Source organism: Bradyrhizobium genosp. SA-3 (assembly GCF_004212635.1).
Lineage (GTDB): Bacteria > Pseudomonadota > Alphaproteobacteria > Rhizobiales > Xanthobacteraceae > Bradyrhizobium.
The window spans coordinates 19,896-41,163 of the sequence record NZ_PSRT01000080.1 but is presented as its reverse complement, the minus strand read 5'-3'; the positions used below and the strand labels follow the sequence as shown (position 1 = coordinate 41,163).

Here is a 21,268-nt window from a genome sequence, read left to right as displayed (position 1 = left end):
GGGAGAGGTCGGCGCGGAGCGCCGGGTGAGGGTTCTCTCTCCACACGGGGAAAGTCCCAATGCGGAGACACCCCCACCCCGGCCCTCCCCCGCAAGCGGGAGAGGGGGCGCACCTCCTTCGTGGCCCTCAGCCGAACTCAACTCCTTCCACGCTCTAACAAGAGGACATCATGAGCATCACCCGCAGCATCCGCACGCCGATCATGCACCGCGCCGTCGAGGCAGGCGGCTTCGTCTTCCTCGGCGGCACCATCGCCGACGACACCTCGGTCTCGATGGGTGACCAGACCCGCAACATCCTCGGCAAGATCGCCGGCTATCTGAAGGAAGCCGGCACCGACAAGTCGCGCGTGGTCAGCACCTCGATCTTCGTCACGGATCTGTCCAAGAAGAAGGAGATGGACGCGGCCTGGACCGAGTTCTTCGGCGACAATCTGCCGACCCGCGCCACCGTCGGCGTCGCCGACCTCGGCGGCAATGCGCTGATCGAGGTGGTGGTGACCGCGCTCAAGGGCTAATCGCGTCTCGCGACGGGCGGAGTTGCCGGAAGAGGCGGCGCGCCATTCCCGGCGCGTCGCTCCTTGCCGCGAACAACAAAAACCCGACGCGCTGCCCCCAGCGCGTCGGGTGGAAAGAATGAGTATCAATCAGTGATCCCAACGCCGCTGTTGTGACGCGTGCGGCACCAATTTTCTACTCCGGGAAACTACCGCGACGGGAACCGGGTGCACTGCTCACTCGGTCTCCCGAGGTCGAGACGCTACGTGAGCTCACGCGCCACCGCCCGGTTCCAGTGCCTCGCCGATCTCCAGCGGGTGGGCCATGGTCTCGTGCAGCGCGTCGCGGTCGAGCTCGCCTTCGGAGAGGCTGATGACGACGCAGGCGACGCCATTGCCGATCAGATTGGTCAGCGCACGGCATTCGCTCATGAACTTGTCGATGCCGACCAGGATCGCGATCGACTGGATCGGGATATCAGGCACGATCGAGAGCGTCGCGGCGAGCGTGATGAAGCCGGCGCCGGTCACGCCTGACGCACCCTTCGAGGTGATCATGGCGATGCCCAAAATGCCGAGCTCCTGCCAGATCGTCAGATGGGTGTTGGTGGCCTGCGCCAGGAACAGCGTCGCGAGCGTCATGTAGATGTTGGTGCCGTCGAGATTGAAGCTGTAACCGGTGGGGATGACGAGGCCGACCACCGAGCGCGAGGCACCGAGATGCTCCATCTTCTGGATCATCTGCGGCAGCACCGTCTCCGAGGACGAGGTACCGAGCACGATCAGCAGCTCGTCCTTGATGTAGGCGATGAAGCGCAGGATCGAGAAACCGGCGAGCCGGGCGATCGCGCCCAGCACGATCAGCACGAACAGGATGCTGGTCAGGTAGAATGTGCCGATCAGGGCGGCGAGGTTGAGCAGTGAGCCGAGCCCGTAGGCGCCGACGGTGAACGCCATCGCGCCGAAGGCGCCGATCGGCGCCACGCGCACGATGATGCGGATGATGCCGAAGAACATTTTTGCGGCCTTGTCGATCGCGTCCGCAATGGGCTCGCCGGCCTTGCCGAGGAAAGCGATGGCGAAGCCCGAGAGGATCGAGATCAACAGCACCTGAAGCAGGTCGCCGCGCGCGATGGCGCCCAGATAGCTGTCGGGGATGATCGCCATCAGATGGGCGACGATGCCTTCTTCCTTGGCCTTGGTGACGTAGGTCGCCACCGAGTTCGGATCGATCGTGGCGGGATCGATGTTGAAGCCGTGCCCGGGCTGGAGAATCTCGCCGACGAGCAGACCGACCGCGAGCGCGACGGTCGAGACCGTCTCGAAATAGATCAGCGACTTCAGCCCGACGCGGCCGACGCGCTTGAGATCGCCCATCGAGGAGATGCCGTGCACCACGGTGCAGAAGATCACCGGTGCGATCATCATCTTGATCAGCGCGATGAAACCGTCGCCGAGCGGCTTCAAGGCTTTGCCGAGATTTGGATAGAAGTAGCCGATGAGCACGCCGAGCGCGATCGCGATCAGGACCTGGACGTAGAGGATCATGTACCAGGGCTGGTGCCGGCGGAGGACGGCTGGCTGGATCGCGACTTGTGTCATATTGTAGGCCCCGGAACGTATTGATCTTGCTTGATTTGCATCATGTGATGGCCGCTGCGGAAGCGACAATCACATTTTTGTCGGATCGCACGAAGATCGACCGCTGCATCGCAATTCGGGGGAAACATGTCGACTGCAACAGGCTCCGACGAGCAAACGCAAGGCTATTTTCCGCGTTGGAAACTGAAGACCTCGGGCGTGATCATGCCGGAGGAGCGGCTGTCCTGGGGCCAGACCATTGTCTCCGGTCTCCAGCATTGCGTCGCGATGTCGGGCTCAACGATCATCGCGCCGCTGCTGATGGGGTTCGATCCCAATGTTGCGGTCCTGTTCTCCGGCATCGGCACGCTGATCTTCTTCGTCATCGTCGCGGGGCGCGTGCCGAGCTATCTCGGCTCGAGCTTCGCATTCATCGCGGTCGTCATCGCTGCCACCGGTTATGCCGGGCAGGGGCCGAACCCGAACCTGTCAGTTGCGCTCGGCGGCATCGTCGGAGCCGGAGTGCTGTACGGCCTGATTGCGCTGATCGTGATGTGGTCGGGCGTTGGCTGGATCGAGAGGCTGCTGCCGCCGGCGGTCACCGGCGCCGTTGTCGCCGCAATCGGCCTCAATCTCGCGCCCGTGGCTGTGAAGGCGGTGAGCGGAGGCGCGTTCGACACCTGGATCGGGCTTGCGACCGTTCTGATCATTGGCCTGGTTGCCGTTGCCGCGCCAGGCCTGTGGCGCCGCCTGCCGATCATTGTCGGTGCCATCGGCGGATATCTCTTGTACCTGCTGTTCGCGAACGGACTCGGTTTCGGCAAGCCGATCGACTTCACGCAACTTTCGGCCGCGCCGTGGTTCGGCCTGCCCAACTTCACCGCGCCGAGCTTCCATGCCGATGCAATCTTCCTGATCGCGCCGGTTGCGATCATTCTCGTCGCCGAGAACCTCGGTCACATCAAGGCCGTCGGCGCGATGACGGGCCGGAGCCTCGATGCCTATCTCGGCCGCGCCCTGTTTGCCGACAGCCTCGCGACCATCGTGGCGGCCTGCGGCGGCGGCACCGGCGTCACCACCTATGCCGAGAACATCGGCGTCATGGCGGCGACGAAGGTCTATTCCACCTTGTTGTTCGCGTTCGCGGCCACGGTGTCGATCCTGCTCGGCTTCTCGCCTAAATTCGGCGCGCTCATCCTGTCGATCCCCGGCCCTATCATCGGCGGCCTCTCGATCGTGCTGTTCGGGTTGATCGCGGCAATGGCGGGACGGATCTGGGTCGAGAACAAAGTCGACTTCGCAAATCCCGCGAACCTGATTACCGTCGCGGTGGCGCTCACCGCAGGCGCCGGCGATCTCACGCTCAAATTCGGTGCGTTCACGATCGGCGGAATCGGCACCGCAACCTTTGGCGCCATCATCCTCTACCAGATCCTGACCTTGACGGTCGCCCGCCACGCCAAATGAATCACAGCAATGCGTTGAGAGATGGAACAAAGGGCGGGTTCCGTCGATGATCAGGCATCCCGGAGAGAACTCATGCCACAAACCAATCGCTCAACCTCCTTTCCCTCGCGTCTCGTGGGCCAATACGCGCTGGTGACCGGCGCTTCACAAGGCATCGGCCGCGCCGTCGCCATCCGGCTCGCCCAGGAAGGCGCGACCGTCGCCATCAATTATTTCGATCACCCCCAAAGGGCCGAGGAGACGCTCGCGCTGGCGCGGACGGCGTCGAGCGATCGTGGCCACGGCAGGCTCGATCACATCATCGTCAAGGCCGATATCGGCAACGAGCAGGACATCGCCGCGATGTTCGAGACGATCCTGGCGCGCTGGAAGCGCCTCGACTGTCTCGTCAACAATGCCGGCTTCCAGCGGGAATCGCCGAGCGAAGCGCTCGACGTCGAAACCTATCGCCGCATCATCGACGTGAATCTGAATGGCGCCGTGCTTTGCGCCCAGAAGGCGCTCGCGCATTTCGTCGCCCGCGGCGGAGGCGGCAGCATCATCAATTGCTCCAGCGTCCACCAGATCATTCCGAAGCCCGGCTATCTCGCTTATTCCGTCAGCAAGGGCGGCATGGCCAACCTGACGCGAACGCTGGCGCTGGAATTCGCGGGCCAAGGCATCCGCGTCAATGCGGTAGGTCCCGGCGCGATCGATACGCCGATCAACACGGCCTGGACCGGCGATCCCGAGAAGCGCGGCGTCGTCACGTCCCACATTCCGCTCGGCCGCGTCGGCACCCCGGAAGAGATCGCCGCCGTGTTCGCCTTTCTCGCCTCGGATGATGCGAGCTACATCACCGGGCAGACCATCTATGCCTGCGGAGGCCTGACGCTGTTCCCCGAATTCCGGGAGAATTGGGCGAGCTGAACGTCAGCTTGGGAACGTGCGCATCGGTGGCGGCCCGACCCGGCTCGCGACGACCAGATCGTCGTCGCAAGGCAAGCCTTCTCGCCGGGCCTACCTGGACACCGATGCACAGCGAGAAATTGGCGGTTGGCGCCGGGTAGGGGTCTGCGGCGCCGTGTGCTATCGACCGTGGACGACGCTGCCGCTATTGGCAAGCGCCGACACATGATGGGCTCGTGACCACAACCATAAACATCAATGCCTACAGTGACGCGCTGGTGGTCCTCGGCACCGCCGGCGTGGTGGTGCCGATCGTCCGCCATTGGGGCATCAATCCGGTGCTGGGCTATCTCGGTGCCGGCGCCATCCTCGGCCCGCTCGGACTCGGCTCGCTCGTTCGAGAACTCCCGTTCCTGTACTGGTTCACCGTGGCGGACGCGCAGAACGTCGAAGGCATCGCCAATCTCGGCGTCGTGTTCCTGCTATTCCTGATCGGGCTCGAGCTGTCTTTCAGGCGGCTCGTGACGATGCGGCGCCTGGTGTTCGGGCTTGGCGGCCTGCAGGTGCTGGCGACCTCCGCGATCATTTTCGGCGCGGCGCTTCTCGCGGGGCAGAATTCCGACACCGCAGTGATCCTCGGCGCGAGCCTTGCGCTGTCCTCGACGGCGATCGTGCTTGAGCTTCTATCCGCCGAGAGACGGCTTGCGACCACTGCGGGACGCGCCAGCTTCTCGGTGCTGCTGGCCCAGGACCTTGCAGTGGTTCCCATTCTGGTGCTCGTCTCGGTGCTCGGCGCAGGCAGCGGCGGCTCCGTCGTGACGCACATCTCCAGTGCGGTCTTGAAGGCCGCAGTCGCGGTCGCTTTTCTCATTCTGATCGGACGGCTGCTGATGCGTCCGCTATTCCAGATGGTTGCGGGCACCCATTCGACGGAGTTGTTCGTCGCGGCGACCTTGTTCGTCATCGTCGGCGCAGGCATTGCCGCACACCAAGCCGGCCTGTCGATGGCGCTCGGAGCATTCGTTGCAGGACTGATGCTGGCGGAAACGGAGTACGGCAAGGCCATTGAGGCTACCATCGAGCCATTCAAGGGCCTGCTGCTGGGCATCTTTTTCTTCACCGTCGGTATGGCCATCGACTTCCGCGTGTTCATGCGCGAGCCTGGTTGGTTGCTGGCCGCCGTTGTCGGCGTATTGGCCGGTAAGGCGATCGTGCTCATCATCCTGGGCCGCCTCTTCAGGCTCTCGTGGCCGTCGGCGATCGAGATCGGCTTCCTGCTGGGTCCAGTCGGCGAATTCGCCTTCGTAAGCATCGGGATGGCGGCGGCGCTCGGCCTGATCGAAGCTCGCGCGTCGAGCTTTGCCGTCGCCATCACCGCCGTGACAATGGCATTGACGCCGCTTTTGGGCGTGCTCGGACGACGATTGGCCGCGAAACTGGGGAGCGAACGCACCCTCGATCCCGAACTGACGGTTCGGCCGCCCGGCGACCGGGCGCAGGCCATCGTGGTCGGCTACGGCCGCGTTGGAAAAGTCGTCTGCTCGCTGCTGACCAGCCACGGCCTGAACTACATCGCGGTCGATAACGAAGCAGTCGCCGTGGCGCGCGACCGCCGCGATGGTCACAAGGTCTATTTTGGTGATGCGACAGAACCGGGCTTTCTGGAAGCCTGCGGCCTGATGCAGACGACCGGTGTGATCATTACCATTCAGTCGCGAGCCGCGATCGATGCCGTGGTCGAGCGGATTCGCGCGGTGCGGCCGGACGTGCTGATCGTCTCACGTGCGCGGGACGCCGATCATGCCCGCCACCTCTATGCGATCGGCGCAACCGATGCGGTGCCGGAAACCATCGAGGCAAGCCTGCAACTTTCCGAAGCTGCACTGATCGGCCTCGGAGTCGCGGTCGGGCATGCGATCGCCTCGGTGCACGAGAAGCGGGACGAATTTCGGCTGACATTGCAGCAAGCCGCCCGCATTGCAGCAGAAGAGAAAACTCGTCTCCTCGATAGTACAGGGCGCCGGTCCCCGAGATAGCCGCCTATCCGGGCTGCCGTGCGCTGCGGACTGTCGTGATCTGGCAAAACCCGCCCGCGCGGACTACATCATGCGCCATGACAAATGCTCCGCTGGCAAACCCTCCGCTCCAGGATTTCATCGGCCGGCACGAACGGCTGTTCGTGCTGACTGGCGCCGGCTGTAGCACCAATTCGGGCATTCCCGACTATCGCGACAGCCACGGCAATTGGAAGCGGACCCAGCCGGTCAACTTCCAGGCCTTCATGTCGGACGAGCATACGCGCCAGCGCTATTGGGCGCGCAGTCTGATTGGATGGCGGCGGTTCGGCCAGGCGAAGCCGAACGATGCGCATCATGCGCTGGCCCGGCTCGAGGCGAACGGTCGGTGCGGGATGCTGCTGACCCAGAACGTCGATCGGCTGCATCAGTCCGCCGGCCACCGGCAGGTGATCGACCTGCACGGCCGGCTCGATCTGGTCCGCTGCATGGGCTGCGACCGCAAGACGCCGCGCGATGAGTTTCAGCACGCGCTTGGTCGCGCGAATGCGGCCTGGCTGACGCTCGATGCCGCCGATGCACCTGATGGCGACGCTGATCTGGAGCACGAGGATTTTTCGTCCTTCGAAGTGCCGGTCTGCGAGGCCTGCGGCGGCATCCTCAAGCCCGACGTCGTGTTCTTCGGCGAGAACGTCCCCCGCGACATCGTCGCCACGGCGCAGGATCATCTGGCGCAGGCCGACGCGATGCTGATCGTCGGCTCCTCGCTGATGGTCTATTCGGGATTCCGCTTCGTGCAGGCTGCCGCGCAGCGCAATATTCCGATCGCGGCGGTCAATCTCGGCCGCACCCGTGCCGACGATCTCCTGACGCTGAAGGTCGAGGATCGCTGCGAGGCGGCGCTCGCATTCCTGCTCTGAAGATGGAGGCTAGCCGGACTTCGGATAGAGCTTCAGGAGCGCGGTCGACGCCTCACTTGCTCGCCGTGCGATCTCGTTAGTGCTCGGGCGATTGGTGGCCTGTAGCAGCAGGCCCGTCATCAGATCTCCCCACAACAATCCAAGAAATTTCTCGGTCGTCGCGTCGGGGTCACCGGCAAGAAGACCTGTTGATCTGGCGTTCGCCATGATCATCCGCAGTGAATCGCGGATGGGCTTGCGGGCGACGGTATCTAGCGCATGAGCAACTCTTGGTGCATGTACGGCCTCGGATATGGCCAGCCGAAACACGGCGACGACGACCGGGTCGGTCGTTTCCGTCAATAGCTTCGTCCCAAACGCGGCAAGCACTTTTGCCAGCATGTCCCTGCTGCGGATCGTGGGAAGGTCCGCCGGTGCCTTGAGCCGCTGGGCGCGTTCGGTGATGCATGCGACCAGCATCGCCTCCTTGTTGCCGAACAGCGAGTAGAGCTCGCGTTTGGAAACGCGCGCACGCGTCGCGATCTCCAGGGTGCTCGTCTGCGCGTAGCCACCTTCCATGAACGCGGAAAGCGCTGCGTTCAGTATCCGCTTCCGGGCCTCAAGTCCATCGGCGTTTTCCTCGGGCGGCTCCATCTTCGGACTCATCGACGCAATCTTCCTCTTGACTTGGTACCAATCGGTACCATATCCGTTTCGCGTGGTACCGCATCGTACCAGAATGTAGTGAAACAGGAAAGGACCGAGACGATGAGAGAGACAATCCTCGTGACCTCCGCCGCAGGGGGCACCCAAGGTCAGACCGGCCGGCACGTGTCCGAAATGTTGCTCCGGCGCGGCCATCAGATCCGCGCGCTCGTGCGCCAAATCGACAGTCGTGCCGACAGGCTCAAGTCGCTCGGCGCAGAGATTTTCGTCGGCGACTTCCTCGACGTCCGCTCCGTTGAACAGGCGGCAAAGGACGTCTCAGCGATCTATTTTGCCTATCCCGTCCAGGACGGACTGGCAGAAGCAACCGCGGCAATGGCCTTCGCAGCACGCCGGCATGGTATTTCGCGGCTTGTCAATCTCGTGATGTATCAGTCATCGATCGATGCACCGACCCCGCGCATGCGGCAGAATTATCTGTCCGAACAGGTTTTCGAATGGGCAGGCGTCGGCCCGCTGCATTTGCGGGCCACCGTCTTCTACGAGAACGTGGCTCGTCTTGTCGGCGCGAACCTGCCGGAGCGCGGTGCAATCCGCCTGCCGTTAGGTGACGAGAGCACCATTCTGCCCTTGATCTCGGCCGAAGACGTGGCGCGGGTCGCCGCGGGTCTCCTCGTTGGCCCCAAGCAGGTCGCGGGATCCGCCTATCCCATCATCGGGAGCGTCAATTCCGTCGGCGACGTCGTCCGGGCGTTCGCGCACGTCTTCGACAGGGACGTCCACTACGAGGAAATCACCGACGCGGAGTGGCGCAGCGAAGTCCTGTCGCGAGGCTGGAATGCGCACGCGGTCGAGCACCTCTCCTCGCTCTGGAAATCGCTGCGGGCCGCCCGGCTCCCGGCCGAAGCTGCGCGTTTCGTTGCGACGGATACCATCGAAAAAATCGGTGGTGCACAGCCGAAGACATTTCAACAGTTCGTTCGCGAGCGACAGTCCGAGTTGCTTGCGCCTGCTGCGAAGGCCTAGCCCGAGGGGAATGCACATGGACAGACGCCGGTTTCTGGCTGCGGCCTTGGCTCCGCTCGCATTGCAGGCGGCGCCCCGCGCAATGTCATCAAGCGCTTTTGCGGCAAGTTCGGAACGAGGTGAAAGAATGACTGGGATCAAGCAGCGCATCATCGAAGCCAACGGAATCCGCCTCAACATTGCCGAGCAGGGTGAAGGGCCTCTGGTGCTGCTGGTCCACGGCTTCCCTGAGACGTGGTATTCTTGGCGGCATCAGATCGGCGACCTTGCCGCCGCCGGTTTCCGCGTCGTCGCTCCCGACATGCGCGGTTACGGAAAGAGCGACGCGCCGCAGGCGATCGACCAATATACGATCCTGCATCTCGTCGGAGACATGGTCGGCATTCTCGACGCATTGGGCGTGCCGGCTGCCGTCATCGTTGGGCACGATTGGGGCGCCAGCGTTGCCTGGCAGGCGGCTCTCACGCGCCCTGATCGCTTCAGGGCCATCGCCGCGCTCAGCGTCCCGTTCCGGCCGCGCGCCAAGGCGCCACCTACCAGTCTCATGCCGCGCACCGAGACTGCGCAATTCTATCAGCTCTATTTCCAGGAGTCGGGTCCTGCGGAGGCTGAGTTTGGACGCGATCCGCGCGCGACGCTTCGCAACATGCTGTTTGGCGCGTCCGGTGACGGCGTGGCCGCGGCTCGCGCGGCCGGCGGGACACCGACGAACCTTGCGATGGTCCCGAAGGGTGGCGGCTTCCTGCAAGGACCCGGTGCGCCGGCAACGTTGCCATCCTGGATTAGCGAAAGCGACGTCGACTATTACGGAGAGGAGTTTCGACGAAGCGGCTTTCGCGGCGCGCTAAACTATTACCGTAACCTCGATCGCAATTGGGAAATCACGGGTGCCTTGACGGGCCTTCAGGTCACCATACCCGCGCTCTACATGGCGGGCGATCGTGACTTCCTGCTGACTTTCCCCGGAACGGACCAATTACTCGCAAATCTGAAGACGCTCGTTCCCGGCTTGCGAAAGGTCCAGATGCTTCCAGGGTGCGGCCATTGGACTCAGCAGGAGCGGCCAGGCGAAGTCAGCGCCGCGCTCGTCGAATTCATGCGCGCACTGCCGAGCCGCTCCTGAGCGATGTGGCTTCCGCAAAGCGTCGTCATCAGGGCCGGTCGAACAACCGGCCCTGATTTGCAAGGGAGGTCGTCCAAGCCAACTTGGCAATGCTGCATAGGTGCCACGCAAAACCGCCTTCTCGACCGGCACGTTCGCTGGTATGAAAATTGCTCAGTTTCACCCTGAGTTATGACGATCAGCGCGGAGAATTTGGAATGCTTGAGGGAGCCGAGGTGCGGCTTGCCGTCGATATCGGTGGCACATTCACCGACATCGTGCTGGACGTGGGCGAGGCGCGCAAGACGCGCAAGGTGCTGACGACGCCGCAGCGGCCGGAGCAGGCAGTGCTGGAGGGCATGCGCCTCATCCTCGCCGACGCGCGCGCTCATATCAGCGACATCGACGTCTTCATTCACGGCACCACGCTCGCCACCAATGCCATCATCGAGCGCCGCGGCGCCAGGACGGCGCTGATCGCGACGGATGGCTTTCGCGACGTGCTCGATATCGGCACCGAGAGCCGTTACGACCAATATGATCTCAGCATCGACAAGCCGAAGCCGCTGGCGCCGCGCAGCCTGCGCTTCACCGTGCCGGAGCGCATCGACGCACATGGCGCCGTTCGGCTCCCGCTGGACGAGATTGCGGTGCGCGCGCTCGCGCCAAAATTGCGCGAGCGAGGCGTCGAGAGCGTCGCGATCGCTTTCCTTCACTCCTACGCCAATCCCGAGCACGAGCGGCGCGCCGCCGCGATTCTGGGTGAGGAGATGCCCGGCATCTCCGTGACCGTGTCGTCGGCAGTGTGTCCGGAAATCCGCGAATATGAGCGCACCTCCACCGCGGTGGCGAACGCCTATGTGCAACCGCTGATCGACGGCTATCTCGCCCGCATGGCGGACGCCTTGCAGGTCGAGCAGTTCCGCGGCGCCATCTATCTCGTCACCTCCGGCGGCGGCGTCACCTCGATCGAGACGGCGCGGCGCTTCCCGGTGCGTCTCGTTGAATCCGGCCCTGCCGGCGGTGCCATCTTCGCGGCGCAGATCGCGGCGCGTCTTGGCGAGAGCAAGGTGCTGTCCTTCGACATGGGCGGCACCACCGCAAAGATCTGTCTCATCGAGAAGTACCAGCCCGAGACCTCGCGCGTGTTCGAGGTCGACCGTGCCGCGCGCTTCCTCAAAGGCTCCGGCCTGCCGGTGCGCATCCCCGTGATCGAGATGGTCGAGATCGGCGCCGGCGGCGGCTCGATCGCGCATGTCGACGCGATGAAGCGCGTCACCGTGGGGCCCGAGAGCGCCTCGTCCGAGCCGGGGCCGGCCTGCTACGGCCGCGGCGGCCAGCGTCCGGCCGTAACGGATGCGGACGTTGCGCTCGGCATGATCGATCCCGACGCGTTTGCGGCGGGCACGATCAAGCTCGATCCGGAGCTTTCGAAGCAGGCGTTGTTGCGCGACGTTGGCGAGCCGCTCGGCCTGTCGGCGGAAACCGCGGCCTATGCCGTGCACGAGGTCGTCTGTGAGAACATGGCGAGCGCGGCGCGCGTGCATGCGGTCGAGCGCGGTGCCGTGGTTGGCCAGCACACGCTGATCGCCTTCGGTGGGGCTGCGCCGTTGCATGCGGCCCGCGTCGCCGAGAAGATCGGCGTCTCCCGCGTGATCGTGCCCTCGAATGCCGGTGTCGGCTCGGCCGTCGGATTCCTGGCTGCGCCCATCGCCTATGAATTGGTACGTAGTCGTTACGTGAGGCTCGATGATTTCGACACCGAGGCGGTCTCCGATCTCTTGCAGGAGATGGCGACCGAAGCGCGCGCCCTGGTCGAACCCGGCGCCGCCGGTGCGCCGGTGCGCGAGCGCCGCGCCGCCTTCATGCGCTATGTCGGTCAGGGCCATGAGATCTCGGTCGAGCTGCCGAACCGGCGGCTGGCGACCGCCGATCTCGCCGGTCTGCGCCAGAAGTTCGAGGCGGATTATGCCGCGATGTTCGAGCGACCGATCCCGGGGGCCGCGATCGAGGTGTTGAGCTGGTCGGTGCTCGCGACCACCGAGGCGCGCAATCCACCCGCGGTCGCGGCCATCGCGCGCAAGTCCGCCGGAAAGGCAGTCGGCAGCCGCAAGTTCTTCGACGGCCGCGCAGGCGAGGTGATCGAGATCCCGCTCTATCGCCGCGAGGACATGGCGCCCGGCGCGACCATTGCGGGCCCGGCCGTGATCGCGGAGGACGAGACCTCCACCTTCGTCTCGACCAGTTTTGATGCTCATATCGACGGTGCCGGCAGCATCGTCATGGAACGAAAGGCGGCCTGATCATGAGCAAGGCAAGCGGCGCGAGCCTGATCGATCTCCAGATCATGTGGCACCGGCTGATCGCCGTGGTCGAGGAGCAGGCGCAGGTGCTGCTCCGCACCGCGTTCAGCCCGATCGTGCGCGAATGCGGCGATCTCTCCGCTGGCGTGTTCGACCTCAAGGGCCGCATGCTGGCGCAGGCGGTGACCGGCACGCCCGGCCACGTCAACTCGATGGCGGAATCGGTCAAGCATTTCATTGCCTATTTTCCGATCGAGACGATGAACGAGGGCGATGCCTACATCACCAACGATCCCTGGATGGGCACCGGCCATCTCAATGATTTCGTCGTCACCACGCCCTGCTTCAAGGACGGCAAGCCTGTCGCGCTGTTCTCCTGCACCAGCCATCTCATGGACATCGGCGGCATCGGCTTCGGGCCCGATGCCACCGACGTGTTCATGGAGGGGCTCTACATCCCTATGCTGAAGCTGATCGACCAGGGCGTCGTCAACGAGACGCTGATGGCGATGATCCGGACCAACACGCGGCTGCCGATCGATACCGAGGGCGACACCTATTCGCTGGCCGGCTGCAACGACGTCGGCTGCGAGCGCCTGGTCGAGATGATGACCGAGTTCGGCATCGACACGCTCGACGAGCTCGGCGACTACATCTGCGACCGCTCGCGCGAGGCCGTGCTTGCCGAGGTCGCAAAACTGCCGAAGGGCAGCTGGCGCAATACTATGGTGGTCGACGGCTACGACGCGCCGGTGACGCTCGCCGCGACGCTGACGATCTCGGACGAAGGCATCCACGTCGATTTCGACGGCACCTCGGCTGCCTCCAATTTCGGCATCAACGTGCCCTTGTCCTACACCACGGCCTATACCGTGTTCGGCCTCGGCTGCGTTGTCGCCTCGCACATCCCGAACAATGCCGGCTCGCTCTCGCCGCTGACGGTGTCGGCGCCGGCGGGTGCGATCCTCAATGCGCCGAAGCCTGCGCCGGTCGCCTCGCGTCACGTCATCGGCCAGATGCTGCCCGACGTCGTGTTCGGCTGTTTGCGCCAGATCATCCCGGAGCGCGTGCCGGCCGAGGGTACCTCGTGTTTGTGGAATCTGAACGTCCGCGGACAGACGCGAAGCGGCGCCGGCGGCAATTACGGGTTCTCGATGGCGGTGACCTCCAATGGCGGCACCGGTGCGCGCTTCGGCAAGGACGGGCTGTCGGCCACCGCCTATCCCAGCGGCGTGCGCGGCACGCCGGTCGAGATCGCAGAGACGCAGACGCCGCTGATCTTCTGGCGCAAGGAGCTGCGTCCGGATTCCGGCGGGGCAGGGCGCACCCGCGGCGGGCTCGGTCAGATCATCGAGGTCGGTAGCGGCGTCGATGCGCCGTTCGACATCCTGGCGGCGTTCGATCGCATCGATCATCCGCCGCGCGGGCGCGATGGCGGCCGGGACGGCGAGGCCGGCTATGTCGGCCTCAAATCCGGCAAGAAGCTGCGTGGAAAAGGCTTTCAGCAGGTGCCGCCGGACGACCGGCTGGTGGTGCTGACACCGGGCGGCGCCGGCATTGGCGATCCCGGCAAGCGCGAGCGCGCGGCGGTGAAGGACGACGTCGAGAGCGGCTTCGTGTCTTCAGACAATGCAGTTGCAGTTTATGGGTACGTGCGGTGACGCGTCAGTACGCTTGGTAAACGGAGGGGAGCAATGATCACGCGACGAAACTTCACCGCGGGCGCAGCGACGCTGCTCGCCGCTGGTCACATCTCCACCCGCGCGCGGGCGGCGACGGTCAGCTGGGACATGTCAACGGTCTGGCCCGACGGCAATTTCCACACCCAGAACGCTTTGGCCTTCGCGGAAGAGGTGAAGAAGCAGAGCAGCGGCTCGGTCGCGATCACCGTGAAGGCCGGCGGCCAGCTCGGCTTCAAGGGCCCCGAGCATCTGCGCGCCGTACGCGACGGCCTGGTGCCGCTCGCCGACGTCCTCAACATCCAGCAGGTCGGCGACGAGCCCTTCATGGGCGTCGAGAGCATCCCCTTCCTGTGCGGCTCGATGGACGAGCTGAAGGTGCTGCACAAATATGTGCGGCCGGAATACGAGAAGGTCGCCGGCCGCAACAACCAGAAGATCCTCTACATCGTGCCGTGGCCGACGCAATATCTGCACCTCAAGGTCAAGGTCGCCGACGTCGAGGGCCTGAAGAACATCAAGATCCGCGTGCCCGACAAGAACGCCGTCGACATGCTGGCCGTGGTCGGCATGGCGCCGGTGATGATTCCCTGGGGCGAGACGATTCCCGCGCTGGCGTCGGGTGCGGTCTCGGGCGTTTCCACCTCGGCGGTGTCGGGGGTCGACGGAAAATTCTGGGAATTCCTGAAATACATCTACCCGACCAACCACGTCTGGTCGTCGCAGATGCTCACCGTCAATCTCGATTCCTGGAAGGCTCTCTCCAGCGATCAACAGAAGCTCGTTACGGATACCGCGGCGAAGATGGAGCCGGCATTCTGGGCCAACTCGCTCAAGGCCGACGTCGACAGCCTCAACCGTCTCAAGGAGGGCGGGATGGAGGTTGTGCCGGTCTCGGACGCGATGATGACGGCCATCCGCAGCAAGACCGCACCGCAGCTCGATGCGTTCCTCAAGCGCGTGCCGGCAGCCGACAAGCCGGTGCGGGCCTATCTCGCCGAAATGAAGCGTGGCTGAGGGTGGCGTCGTGGTGAGCGTCTCGCCCGAGGCTCCGCAGAGTCTCAATGCAGCGGCGCCGGCGCCGCTGCGCATCCTGCTCGACGGCATCGACCGCCTCGGCCGGCTCGACGGCTGGATCGGCGGCGGCTGCCTTCTGATGCTGACACTGCTGATGCTGTGCGAGGTCGCCACGCGCTTCCTCTCGAACTTCTTTTCATTCTTCCCACCGTCGATCTCGATCGCCTGGGAGTACTCGTCCTATCTGATGGCGGCGTCCTTCACCTTCGGCGCCGCCATGACCTTGCGCGTCGGCGGTCACATCCGTGTCGTGCTGCTGCTCAAGAACGCGCCAGCCTTGGTGCAGCGTGCGCTCGAGATCCTGTCGGCGGCGGCCGGCTTCGCCTTCATGGCGTTCCTGACCTCGGCGATGGCGAAGTTCGCCTTTGGCGCCTATGTGCGCGGCCAGGTCTCGACCTCGAGCGATACGCCGCTGTGGCTTCCGCAAGCCGTCGTCACCTTCGGCATGCTGCTGCTGACGCTTCAGTTCCTGGCACGTGCGATCCAGGCCATGCTCGGCCTGCCGCTGGAGGATCACCGCATGAAGGCCTCGCCCGTCGAATGATCGCCCACGCGCCAATCCCCGGACAGCGGATCACATGACCATCGAAGTCGTCGCCCTGTTTGCGATCCTGTTCGCGCTGCTGGCCTGCGGCGTCTGGATCGGCCTGACGCTGGCGCTCACCGCGACGCTGCTGCTCGCGATGTTCCGCTCGATCCCGCTCGACAAGCTGTTGCCGCAATACGCCTGGAACATCCTGACCACCCAGGAGCTGCTGGCGCTGCCGCTGTTCATCCTGATGGGCGAACTGTTGTTTCGCACCCGCCTGTCGCGCTCGCTGTTTCAGGGGCTCGCGCCCTGGGCCGGGCTTTTGCCCGGCCGCCTGCTGCATGTGAACGTGATCGGCTGCACCATTTTCGCGGCGATCTCGGGCTCGTCGGCCGCGACCACGCAGGTGATCGGCCGCATGTCGCTGAACGAGCTGCTGCGCCGCGGCTATTCCCGCGACATTGCGATCGGCTCGCTCGCCGGTGCCGGCACGCTCGGCTTTTTGATTCCGCCGTCCAACATCATGATCATCTATGGCGTGCTCGGCGACGTCTCGATCCTGAAGCTGTTCACCGCCGGCGTGCTGCCTGGTCTGCTGCTGGCCGCCACCTTCATGGCCTGGGTGATGCTGCACACCAGCCTCAACGGCACCATGGTGCCCGAGACGGAAGCAAAGCTCTCGCAGGTACCGTGGAGCGAGCGCTTCGCGGCGCTGAAGGATCTCGCGCCGGCGTTGTTCCTGATCGCTTGCGTGCTCGGATCGATGTATGGCGGGCTTGCGACGCCGTCGGAAGCTGCAGCTGTCGGCGTGCTCGGTGCGGCGCTGGTCGCCTGGGCGCAAGGAGCGATGTCGCAGCAGGTGATGAGGGACCTGCTGATCGGCTCGGTCGTCACCTGCTCGATGATCGCGCTGATCGTGCTCGGCGCCTCGATCCTCGGCAACGCGGCTGCCTTCCTCGGCATCCCGCAGGCGGTGGCTGCCTTCGTCAAGGGGCTTGGCCTGTCGCCTTTCATGCTGGTCGTGGCTTTGGTCGTCTTCTATCTCGTCCTCGGCTGCTTCCTCGACGGCTTTTCGATGATCGTGATGACGCTGCCGATCGTGCTGCCGATCGTGAAGGCGGCGGGCTTCGACGAGGTCTGGTTCGGCGTCTTCCTGGTGCTCGCCGTCGAGATGGCGCAGATCACCCCGCCGGTCGGCTTCAATCTGTTCGTGATCCAGGGCCTGACCGAAGACGGCCTCGGCTACATCGCGCGCGTGACGATGCCGTATCTCATGATCATGATCGGCTTCGTGCTGCTGCTCACATTGTGGCCCGGCATCGTCACGATCCTGCCGCGGGTGCTTTACGGATAGATTCGTGCCGTCCCGGCTGAGCGGCCGGAACGGCATTTCGATGCTTCAGGCTTACGCCGCCGCCTTCTTCCGCGCCTGCTCGGCCTTGTACAGCTCGAACTCCTCCGCGATCGCCTTCGCGATTGAGGGCCGCTGACGCAGGCGCTCGTAATAGGTCTTCAGGTTCGGCCATTTCGCGAGCTCGATCGGCGGCGTCGCCATGGTCCAGTTGATGACCGTGACGAGATAGGCGTCGGCGACGCTGAAATGGTCGAGCAGGAATTCACGTCCCTTGAGATGATTGTCGAGATAGTCGAGCCGCGACAGGTTCTTCTCCAAGGCATACGCTTTGGCTTCCTGCGGCGCCTTGCGGTCGAGCACGGGCACGAACAGGGCCTTGTGCAGCTCGGTGCCGATGAAGCAGAGCCATTGATGCAGCCGCGTGCGCTCGATGCCCGCGGCGGCGCCGAGGCCGGATTGCGGGAATCGGTCGGCGACATATTGCAGGATCGCGGCGTTCTCGGTCAGCACCACGCCCTCGTCGGTGCGCAGCGTCGGCACCAGGCCAATCGGGTTCACGGTGCGGAAGTCGGAGCCGTCGTTCAGCACTGTCTTCGTCGGCGGATCGACTTCGAGATAGTTCGCCTCGGCGCCAGCTTCATACAGCGCGACGCGGGTCGCCATCGAGCAGGCGAGCGGCGAGAAATAGAGATCCATCTGTAGCCTCCTTGGGCAATTCCTTTGGGTGTCGCTCAACCTGGCCAGATTGATTTTTGTACTGTCTTGCATAATATGGGGTAGGTCAAGGATTAATTTGCGAAATGGTACAAAAATCGAAACCGCCAGCTGCTGCCAACGGACCCAAGCGCCGCGGCCGGCCGCGTGCATACCAGCCCGATGTCGCGCTCGGCAGAGCGCTCGACCTGTTCCGCAAGCAGGGCTTTGCCGCGACCTCGCTCGACGATCTCAGCGAAGCCACCGGCATGAACCGCCCGAGCCTCTATGGCGCCTTCGGCGACAAGCGCGAGCTCTACATCAAGAGCTACCGGCGCTATCGCGAGGAAGCGCGCGCATCGATGGTGGAGATCTTTCGTCAGGAGATGCCGGTACGCCAGCGGCTCGAGCGCATTTTCGCTTCCGCGCTGAACATCTATCTCTCGGGCGACACTGGTCCGCGCGGCTGCTTCACGGTGGTGACTGCGGCCTCCGAGGCGGTGAGTGATCCTGAGATCCGCGCCATGGTGCTCGAAGGTTTCACCGAGCTCGACAAGGCCTTTGCCAATTGCTTCCACCGCGCCAAGGAGAAAGGCGAGCTGCCTGATAGCGCCGACCCGTCGGTGCTGGCGCAAGTCGCATCCGCGACCGTGCACACGATCGCCATCCGTTCCCGCGCCCGCGTCCCGCGCAAGGAGCTGGAGGCGATCGTCAGCGGCGCGATCGACGTGATGGTGGGGGCCAAGGGCTAAGCCGCCGCGGTGCGCGTGAAGCAGTACCATCTCTCTCCGACGTCGTCCCGGCGGAGGCCGGGACCCAGAGCCACAGGGAGTGGTTAGGCGAAGACTTTTGATGACGAGTCTACTCTCACCGCGCCCAATCGATGAATCACGCGGTATGGGTCCCGGCCTCCGCCGGGATGACACGGAGTTTGTAACGCGAGCTACTTCCCCGACGTCGTCCTGGACAGGCACAGCGAAGCGGAGCGCAGATCCAGGACCCATAGCCACCGCATGTGGTTTGGTGAAGACTCGGAGTTGCCGCCGTCACTCGCAACTTCCTCTTGGGGTAATGGGTCCTGGCTTTCGCCAGGACGACACTATTGTTGTGGCGCAATCCCGCGCCCAGCTACGCCGCGCGGATATGCGCGAGGAAGCGGTCCACTTCGTCCCGCAGCCGCTGCGACTGCTTTGACAGCTCGATCGCCGATCCCAGCACTTCCTCAGCCGCGGTGCCGGTCGCCGCGATACCGGCGGTGACGCCGGAGATGTTTGCGAGACCTCGCCGGTGCGAGCCGCGGCCTGCTGGACGTTCTGGGCGATCTCCTGTGTCGCCGTGCCTTGCTGACCGACGGCCGCCGCAATCGCGGCCGAGATTTCGTCGACCTCGCGGATCGTCGCACAGATCGACTGGATGCCGTCGACAGCACCGATGGTCTCTCCCTGTACCGCTGTCACCTGCGCGCCGATCTCCTCCGTCGCCTTCGCGGTCTGGGTCGCCAGCGCTTTCACCTCGGAGGCGACCACGGCAAAGCCGCGGCCGGCTTCGCCCGCGCGCGCCGCCTCGATCGTCGCGTTCAGCGCGAGCAGATTGGTCTGTCCCGCAATGCCGTTGATGAAGGAGACGACGTCGCCGATCTTTTGCGCGGCGTCGGCAAGGCTCTGCACGCGTGCATTCGACCGCTCCCCGTCGCTCGCAGCCCTGCCGACGACCTCGGTCGCATGGGCGAGGCGGCGGCTGATCTCGGTCATGGACGAGGACAATTCTTCCGCGGCGGCCGCAACCGTCTGGACGTTCTCTGAGGCCAGCGCCGAGGCCGAAGACACCGTGCGGGTCTGTTGCCGTGACTGCTCGACGATCTCGGACATCGAGCGCGCGGTGTGCTCCATCTCGACTGCGGCCGAGGATACCGTGGTGACGACGTCGCGGATGCTGGCTTCGAAATTGTCGGCGAGCGCTCCGAAAGCGCGCCGCTTCTCCGCTTCGGACTGTGCCTTGGCCTCGAGCTGCTCGGCCTGGAGTTTGCTAAAGCTTACGGCATTGTCGCGGAACACCGCGACGGCCTTCACCATTGCGCCGACCTCGTCATTCGCTTTGCTGGCTGGAATGGTAACGTCGAGACGCCCGTCCGCGAGCTCGCGCATCACGCTCGTGATCGAGATGATCGGGCGCGAAATGCTGCGAGCGATGAGATAGCCGACGATCGCGGCCAGCACGAGCCCGAGCGCGGCGATCCCGATTGCGAGCATCCAGGCGCGGTCGGCCGAGGCCTCGTAGTCGGCATTGTCCATCACCAGCTCGACCGCGCCGAGCGGTTTGCCGGAAAAATCCTTGATCGGTCCGAGCAACGCGGCGACCGGCGTCGTGTCGAGCTTGGCCTGCCGCACCGTGAAGTCGCCGCCGGTGGCGCGGCCGTAATCGGCCGCATCGAAGAAGCTCTTGCCCTTCAGCGTGCCACCGAACAGCTTGAAGCTTGAACCGTCGGCGAGATGGAAGGCGACGTCGACATGGCGGTTGGCCTTGAAGTCGTCGAAGAAAGGTTGGCCGAAGGTCAGACCGAATTCGACCGTGCCGAGATGCTTGCCGGCTTGCGCGATCGGCACCACGCCGCGGATGCCGAGGCCGGCCACACCGCCCTCGAGACCGACCACGACCTTGCGGTCCTGGTTGGCGACGACGACCGTCTTGCGAAAGCCGGAGAGGTCGTCGCCGAATTTCGGCGGCTGGTGTACCCGCAGGAACGAGGTCGCCGGCGCCACATGGAACTGGAACTGATCGACGCCGTAGTCCGACTTGGTCGCGGCAAAGACCGGTCCGAACAGGCGCACCAGCGCCTCGCGATCCTGCTTCGCCATGGCCTCTTGCGTCGCCGGCATCGACGCGACTACGGCGCTCATCGCGGCGGCGCGATGCGATTCCTCGGCGATGCGCGATTGCAGCGCATCGTAATGGCTGCGCAGCTCGCGCTGGTCGGCCCGGTCGATGATCCCGGCGATGATCCACATCGCCCCGAGCACGGCAAACAGGGCGGTCGCCGCCGCCGTCACCGCCAGCGCAACCGTGATCCGCATCCTGAGGCCGAGGTTTGCCCGCATGTCCGACTCATTCGTTGAGCGTTGATTAACAACGCCTATCAACTTCTCGCTAAGAGAGGGTGAACGGGGGAGGAGGATGGTGGTTGCGGTGTGCGGGCGATTGCCAAACCAACGGTGTCGTCCCGGCGGAGGCCGGGACCCATAACCACAGGCCGTCGTTTGGCGAAGACTCGGTGTTGGTACTGATACCGACCACAATCGATAGATGCCGCGGTATGGGTCCCAGCCCCCCGTGCGCAATTGCGCACTAGGCCGGGACGACATCCGAGTATGTTTGCGTCGTCCTGGACAAGCGCAGCTCTTGGCAACGCGTAGCGTTGTCCAGGGCGGAGCGCAGATCCAGGACCCATTAGCCCAGGAAGTACGCCGCAACTTCTCCGTGGGGTAATTGGGTCCT

General features: G+C 64.5%; 16 protein-coding genes and 1 pseudogene. 13 read left to right on the top strand and 4 right to left on the bottom strand.

All coding sequences use genetic code 11. The features are described 5' to 3' along the window. Positions 1-170 precede the first annotated feature (170 nt). Positions 171-518: a RidA family protein gene (locus CWO91_RS25940; protein ID WP_130217477.1), complete on the top strand. Its 348-nt coding sequence runs from the start codon at positions 171-173 to the stop codon at positions 516-518. A 252-nt stretch (positions 519-770) separates the two neighbouring features. Here the strand turns inward: CWO91_RS25940 and CWO91_RS25935 are convergent, their stop codons facing one another. Continuing rightward, positions 771-2,099, bottom strand: coding sequence for a dicarboxylate/amino acid:cation symporter (locus CWO91_RS25935; RefSeq protein ID WP_130217475.1), 1,329 nt, complete (start codon positions 2,097-2,099; stop codon positions 771-773). Positions 2,100-2,225: 126 nt separating this feature from the next. Here CWO91_RS25935 and CWO91_RS25930 point away from each other — a divergent pair, with 126 nt between their 5' ends. The 4 genes from CWO91_RS25930 to CWO91_RS25915 all read left to right on the top strand — a co-directional run bounded on the left by CWO91_RS25930 (position 2,226) and on the right by CWO91_RS25915 (position 7,368). Continuing rightward, positions 2,226-3,545, top strand: a complete 1,320-nt coding sequence (locus CWO91_RS25930) for a solute carrier family 23 protein (RefSeq protein ID WP_130217473.1) — start codon at positions 2,226-2,228, stop codon at positions 3,543-3,545. A gap of 72 nt (positions 3,546-3,617) precedes the next feature. After that, positions 3,618-4,454 carry an SDR family oxidoreductase gene (locus CWO91_RS25925; RefSeq protein WP_130217471.1) on the top strand — a complete coding sequence of 279 codons (837 nt, stop codon included), beginning with the start codon at positions 3,618-3,620 and terminating at the stop codon, positions 4,452-4,454. A gap of 215 nt (positions 4,455-4,669) precedes the next feature. Continuing rightward, positions 4,670-6,469 (top strand): cation:proton antiporter domain-containing protein, encoded by a 1,800-nt coding sequence (locus CWO91_RS25920; RefSeq protein WP_130217469.1) that lies wholly within the window; start codon positions 4,670-4,672, stop codon positions 6,467-6,469. A 77-nt stretch (positions 6,470-6,546) separates the two neighbouring features. After that, positions 6,547-7,368 carry an NAD-dependent protein deacetylase gene (locus CWO91_RS25915; protein WP_130217467.1) on the top strand — a complete coding sequence of 274 codons (822 nt, stop codon included), beginning with the start codon at positions 6,547-6,549 and terminating at the stop codon, positions 7,366-7,368. Positions 7,369-7,377: 9 nt separating this feature from the next. Here CWO91_RS25915 and CWO91_RS25910 read toward each other — a convergent pair whose 3' ends face one another. Next, on the bottom strand, positions 7,378-8,013 hold the full coding sequence (locus CWO91_RS25910; protein WP_245471365.1) for a TetR/AcrR family transcriptional regulator: 636 nt from the start codon (positions 8,011-8,013) through the stop codon (positions 7,378-7,380). A gap of 102 nt (positions 8,014-8,115) precedes the next feature. Here CWO91_RS25910 and CWO91_RS25905 point away from each other — a divergent pair, with 102 nt between their 5' ends. The 7 genes from CWO91_RS25905 to CWO91_RS25875 all read left to right on the top strand — a co-directional run bounded on the left by CWO91_RS25905 (position 8,116) and on the right by CWO91_RS25875 (position 17,083). Then, a complete protein-coding gene (locus tag CWO91_RS25905) occupies positions 8,116-9,039 on the top strand; it encodes an NAD(P)H-binding protein (RefSeq protein ID WP_130217465.1) in 924 nt (307 codons plus the stop codon). 127 nt (positions 9,040-9,166) lie between these two features. Beyond that, a complete protein-coding gene (locus tag CWO91_RS25900) occupies positions 9,167-10,162 on the top strand; it encodes an alpha/beta fold hydrolase (protein WP_130217463.1) in 996 nt (331 codons plus the stop codon). A 197-nt stretch (positions 10,163-10,359) separates the two neighbouring features. Next, positions 10,360-12,444 carry a hydantoinase/oxoprolinase family protein gene (locus tag CWO91_RS25895; protein WP_130217461.1) on the top strand — a complete coding sequence of 695 codons (2,085 nt, stop codon included), beginning with the start codon at positions 10,360-10,362 and terminating at the stop codon, positions 12,442-12,444. 2 nt (positions 12,445-12,446) lie between these two features. Continuing rightward, positions 12,447-14,105 (top strand): hydantoinase B/oxoprolinase family protein, encoded by a 1,659-nt coding sequence (locus tag CWO91_RS25890; RefSeq protein ID WP_130217459.1) that lies wholly within the window; start codon positions 12,447-12,449, stop codon positions 14,103-14,105. A gap of 33 nt (positions 14,106-14,138) precedes the next feature. Beyond that, positions 14,139-15,140 (top strand): TRAP transporter substrate-binding protein, encoded by a 1,002-nt coding sequence (locus CWO91_RS25885; protein ID WP_130217457.1) that lies wholly within the window; start codon positions 14,139-14,141, stop codon positions 15,138-15,140. A gap of 10 nt (positions 15,141-15,150) precedes the next feature. After that, entirely contained in the window at positions 15,151-15,744 is a 594-nt protein-coding gene (locus CWO91_RS25880; RefSeq protein WP_130217481.1) for a TRAP transporter small permease subunit, read from the top strand. Between the two features lie 34 nt (positions 15,745-15,778). Then, positions 15,779-17,083: a TRAP transporter large permease gene (locus CWO91_RS25875; protein WP_130217455.1), complete on the top strand. Its 1,305-nt coding sequence runs from the start codon at positions 15,779-15,781 to the stop codon at positions 17,081-17,083. Positions 17,084-17,134: 51 nt separating this feature from the next. Here the strand turns inward: CWO91_RS25875 and CWO91_RS25870 are convergent, their stop codons facing one another. Continuing rightward, positions 17,135-17,779, bottom strand: a complete 645-nt coding sequence (locus CWO91_RS25870; RefSeq protein WP_130217453.1) for a glutathione binding-like protein — start codon at positions 17,777-17,779, stop codon at positions 17,135-17,137. 104 nt (positions 17,780-17,883) lie between these two features. Between CWO91_RS25870 and CWO91_RS25865 the strand changes: the two genes are divergently transcribed. Then, the gene (locus CWO91_RS25865; RefSeq protein ID WP_130217451.1) at positions 17,884-18,528 is read left to right on the top strand and encodes a TetR/AcrR family transcriptional regulator; all 645 of its coding nucleotides are present in this window, start codon (positions 17,884-17,886) and stop codon (positions 18,526-18,528) included. Between the two features lie 376 nt (positions 18,529-18,904). Here CWO91_RS25865 and CWO91_RS25860 read toward each other — a convergent pair. Further along, a pseudogene (locus CWO91_RS25860) lies at positions 18,905-20,871 on the bottom strand (cache domain-containing protein). Positions 20,872-21,268: the final 397 nt, after the last annotated feature.

Coding starts and splice junctions, on each gene's coding strand:
- CWO91_RS25930 (WP_130217473.1), top strand. CDS start 2,226: ATGTCGACTGCAACAGGCTCCGACGAGCAAACGCAAGGCTATTTTCCG.
- CWO91_RS25925 (WP_130217471.1), top strand. CDS start 3,618: ATGCCACAAACCAATCGCTCAACCTCCTTTCCCTCGCGTCTCGTGGGC.
- CWO91_RS25900 (WP_130217463.1), top strand. CDS start 9,167: ATGACTGGGATCAAGCAGCGCATCATCGAAGCCAACGGAATCCGCCTC.
- CWO91_RS25895 (WP_130217461.1), top strand. CDS start 10,360: ATGCTTGAGGGAGCCGAGGTGCGGCTTGCCGTCGATATCGGTGGCACA.
- CWO91_RS25940 (WP_130217477.1), top strand. CDS start 171: ATGAGCATCACCCGCAGCATCCGCACGCCGATCATGCACCGCGCCGTC.
- CWO91_RS25905 (WP_130217465.1), top strand. CDS start 8,116: ATGAGAGAGACAATCCTCGTGACCTCCGCCGCAGGGGGCACCCAAGGT.
- CWO91_RS25910 (WP_245471365.1), bottom strand. CDS start 8,013: ATGAGTCCGAAGATGGAGCCGCCCGAGGAAAACGCCGATGGACTTGAG.
- CWO91_RS25875 (WP_130217455.1), top strand. CDS start 15,779: ATGACCATCGAAGTCGTCGCCCTGTTTGCGATCCTGTTCGCGCTGCTG.
- CWO91_RS25865 (WP_130217451.1), top strand. CDS start 17,884: ATGGTACAAAAATCGAAACCGCCAGCTGCTGCCAACGGACCCAAGCGC.
- CWO91_RS25890 (WP_130217459.1), top strand. CDS start 12,447: ATGAGCAAGGCAAGCGGCGCGAGCCTGATCGATCTCCAGATCATGTGG.
- CWO91_RS25870 (WP_130217453.1), bottom strand. CDS start 17,779: ATGGATCTCTATTTCTCGCCGCTCGCCTGCTCGATGGCGACCCGCGTC.
- CWO91_RS25885 (WP_130217457.1), top strand. CDS start 14,139: ATGATCACGCGACGAAACTTCACCGCGGGCGCAGCGACGCTGCTCGCC.
- CWO91_RS25935 (WP_130217475.1), bottom strand. CDS start 2,099: ATGACACAAGTCGCGATCCAGCCAGCCGTCCTCCGCCGGCACCAGCCC.
- CWO91_RS25915 (WP_130217467.1), top strand. CDS start 6,547: ATGACAAATGCTCCGCTGGCAAACCCTCCGCTCCAGGATTTCATCGGC.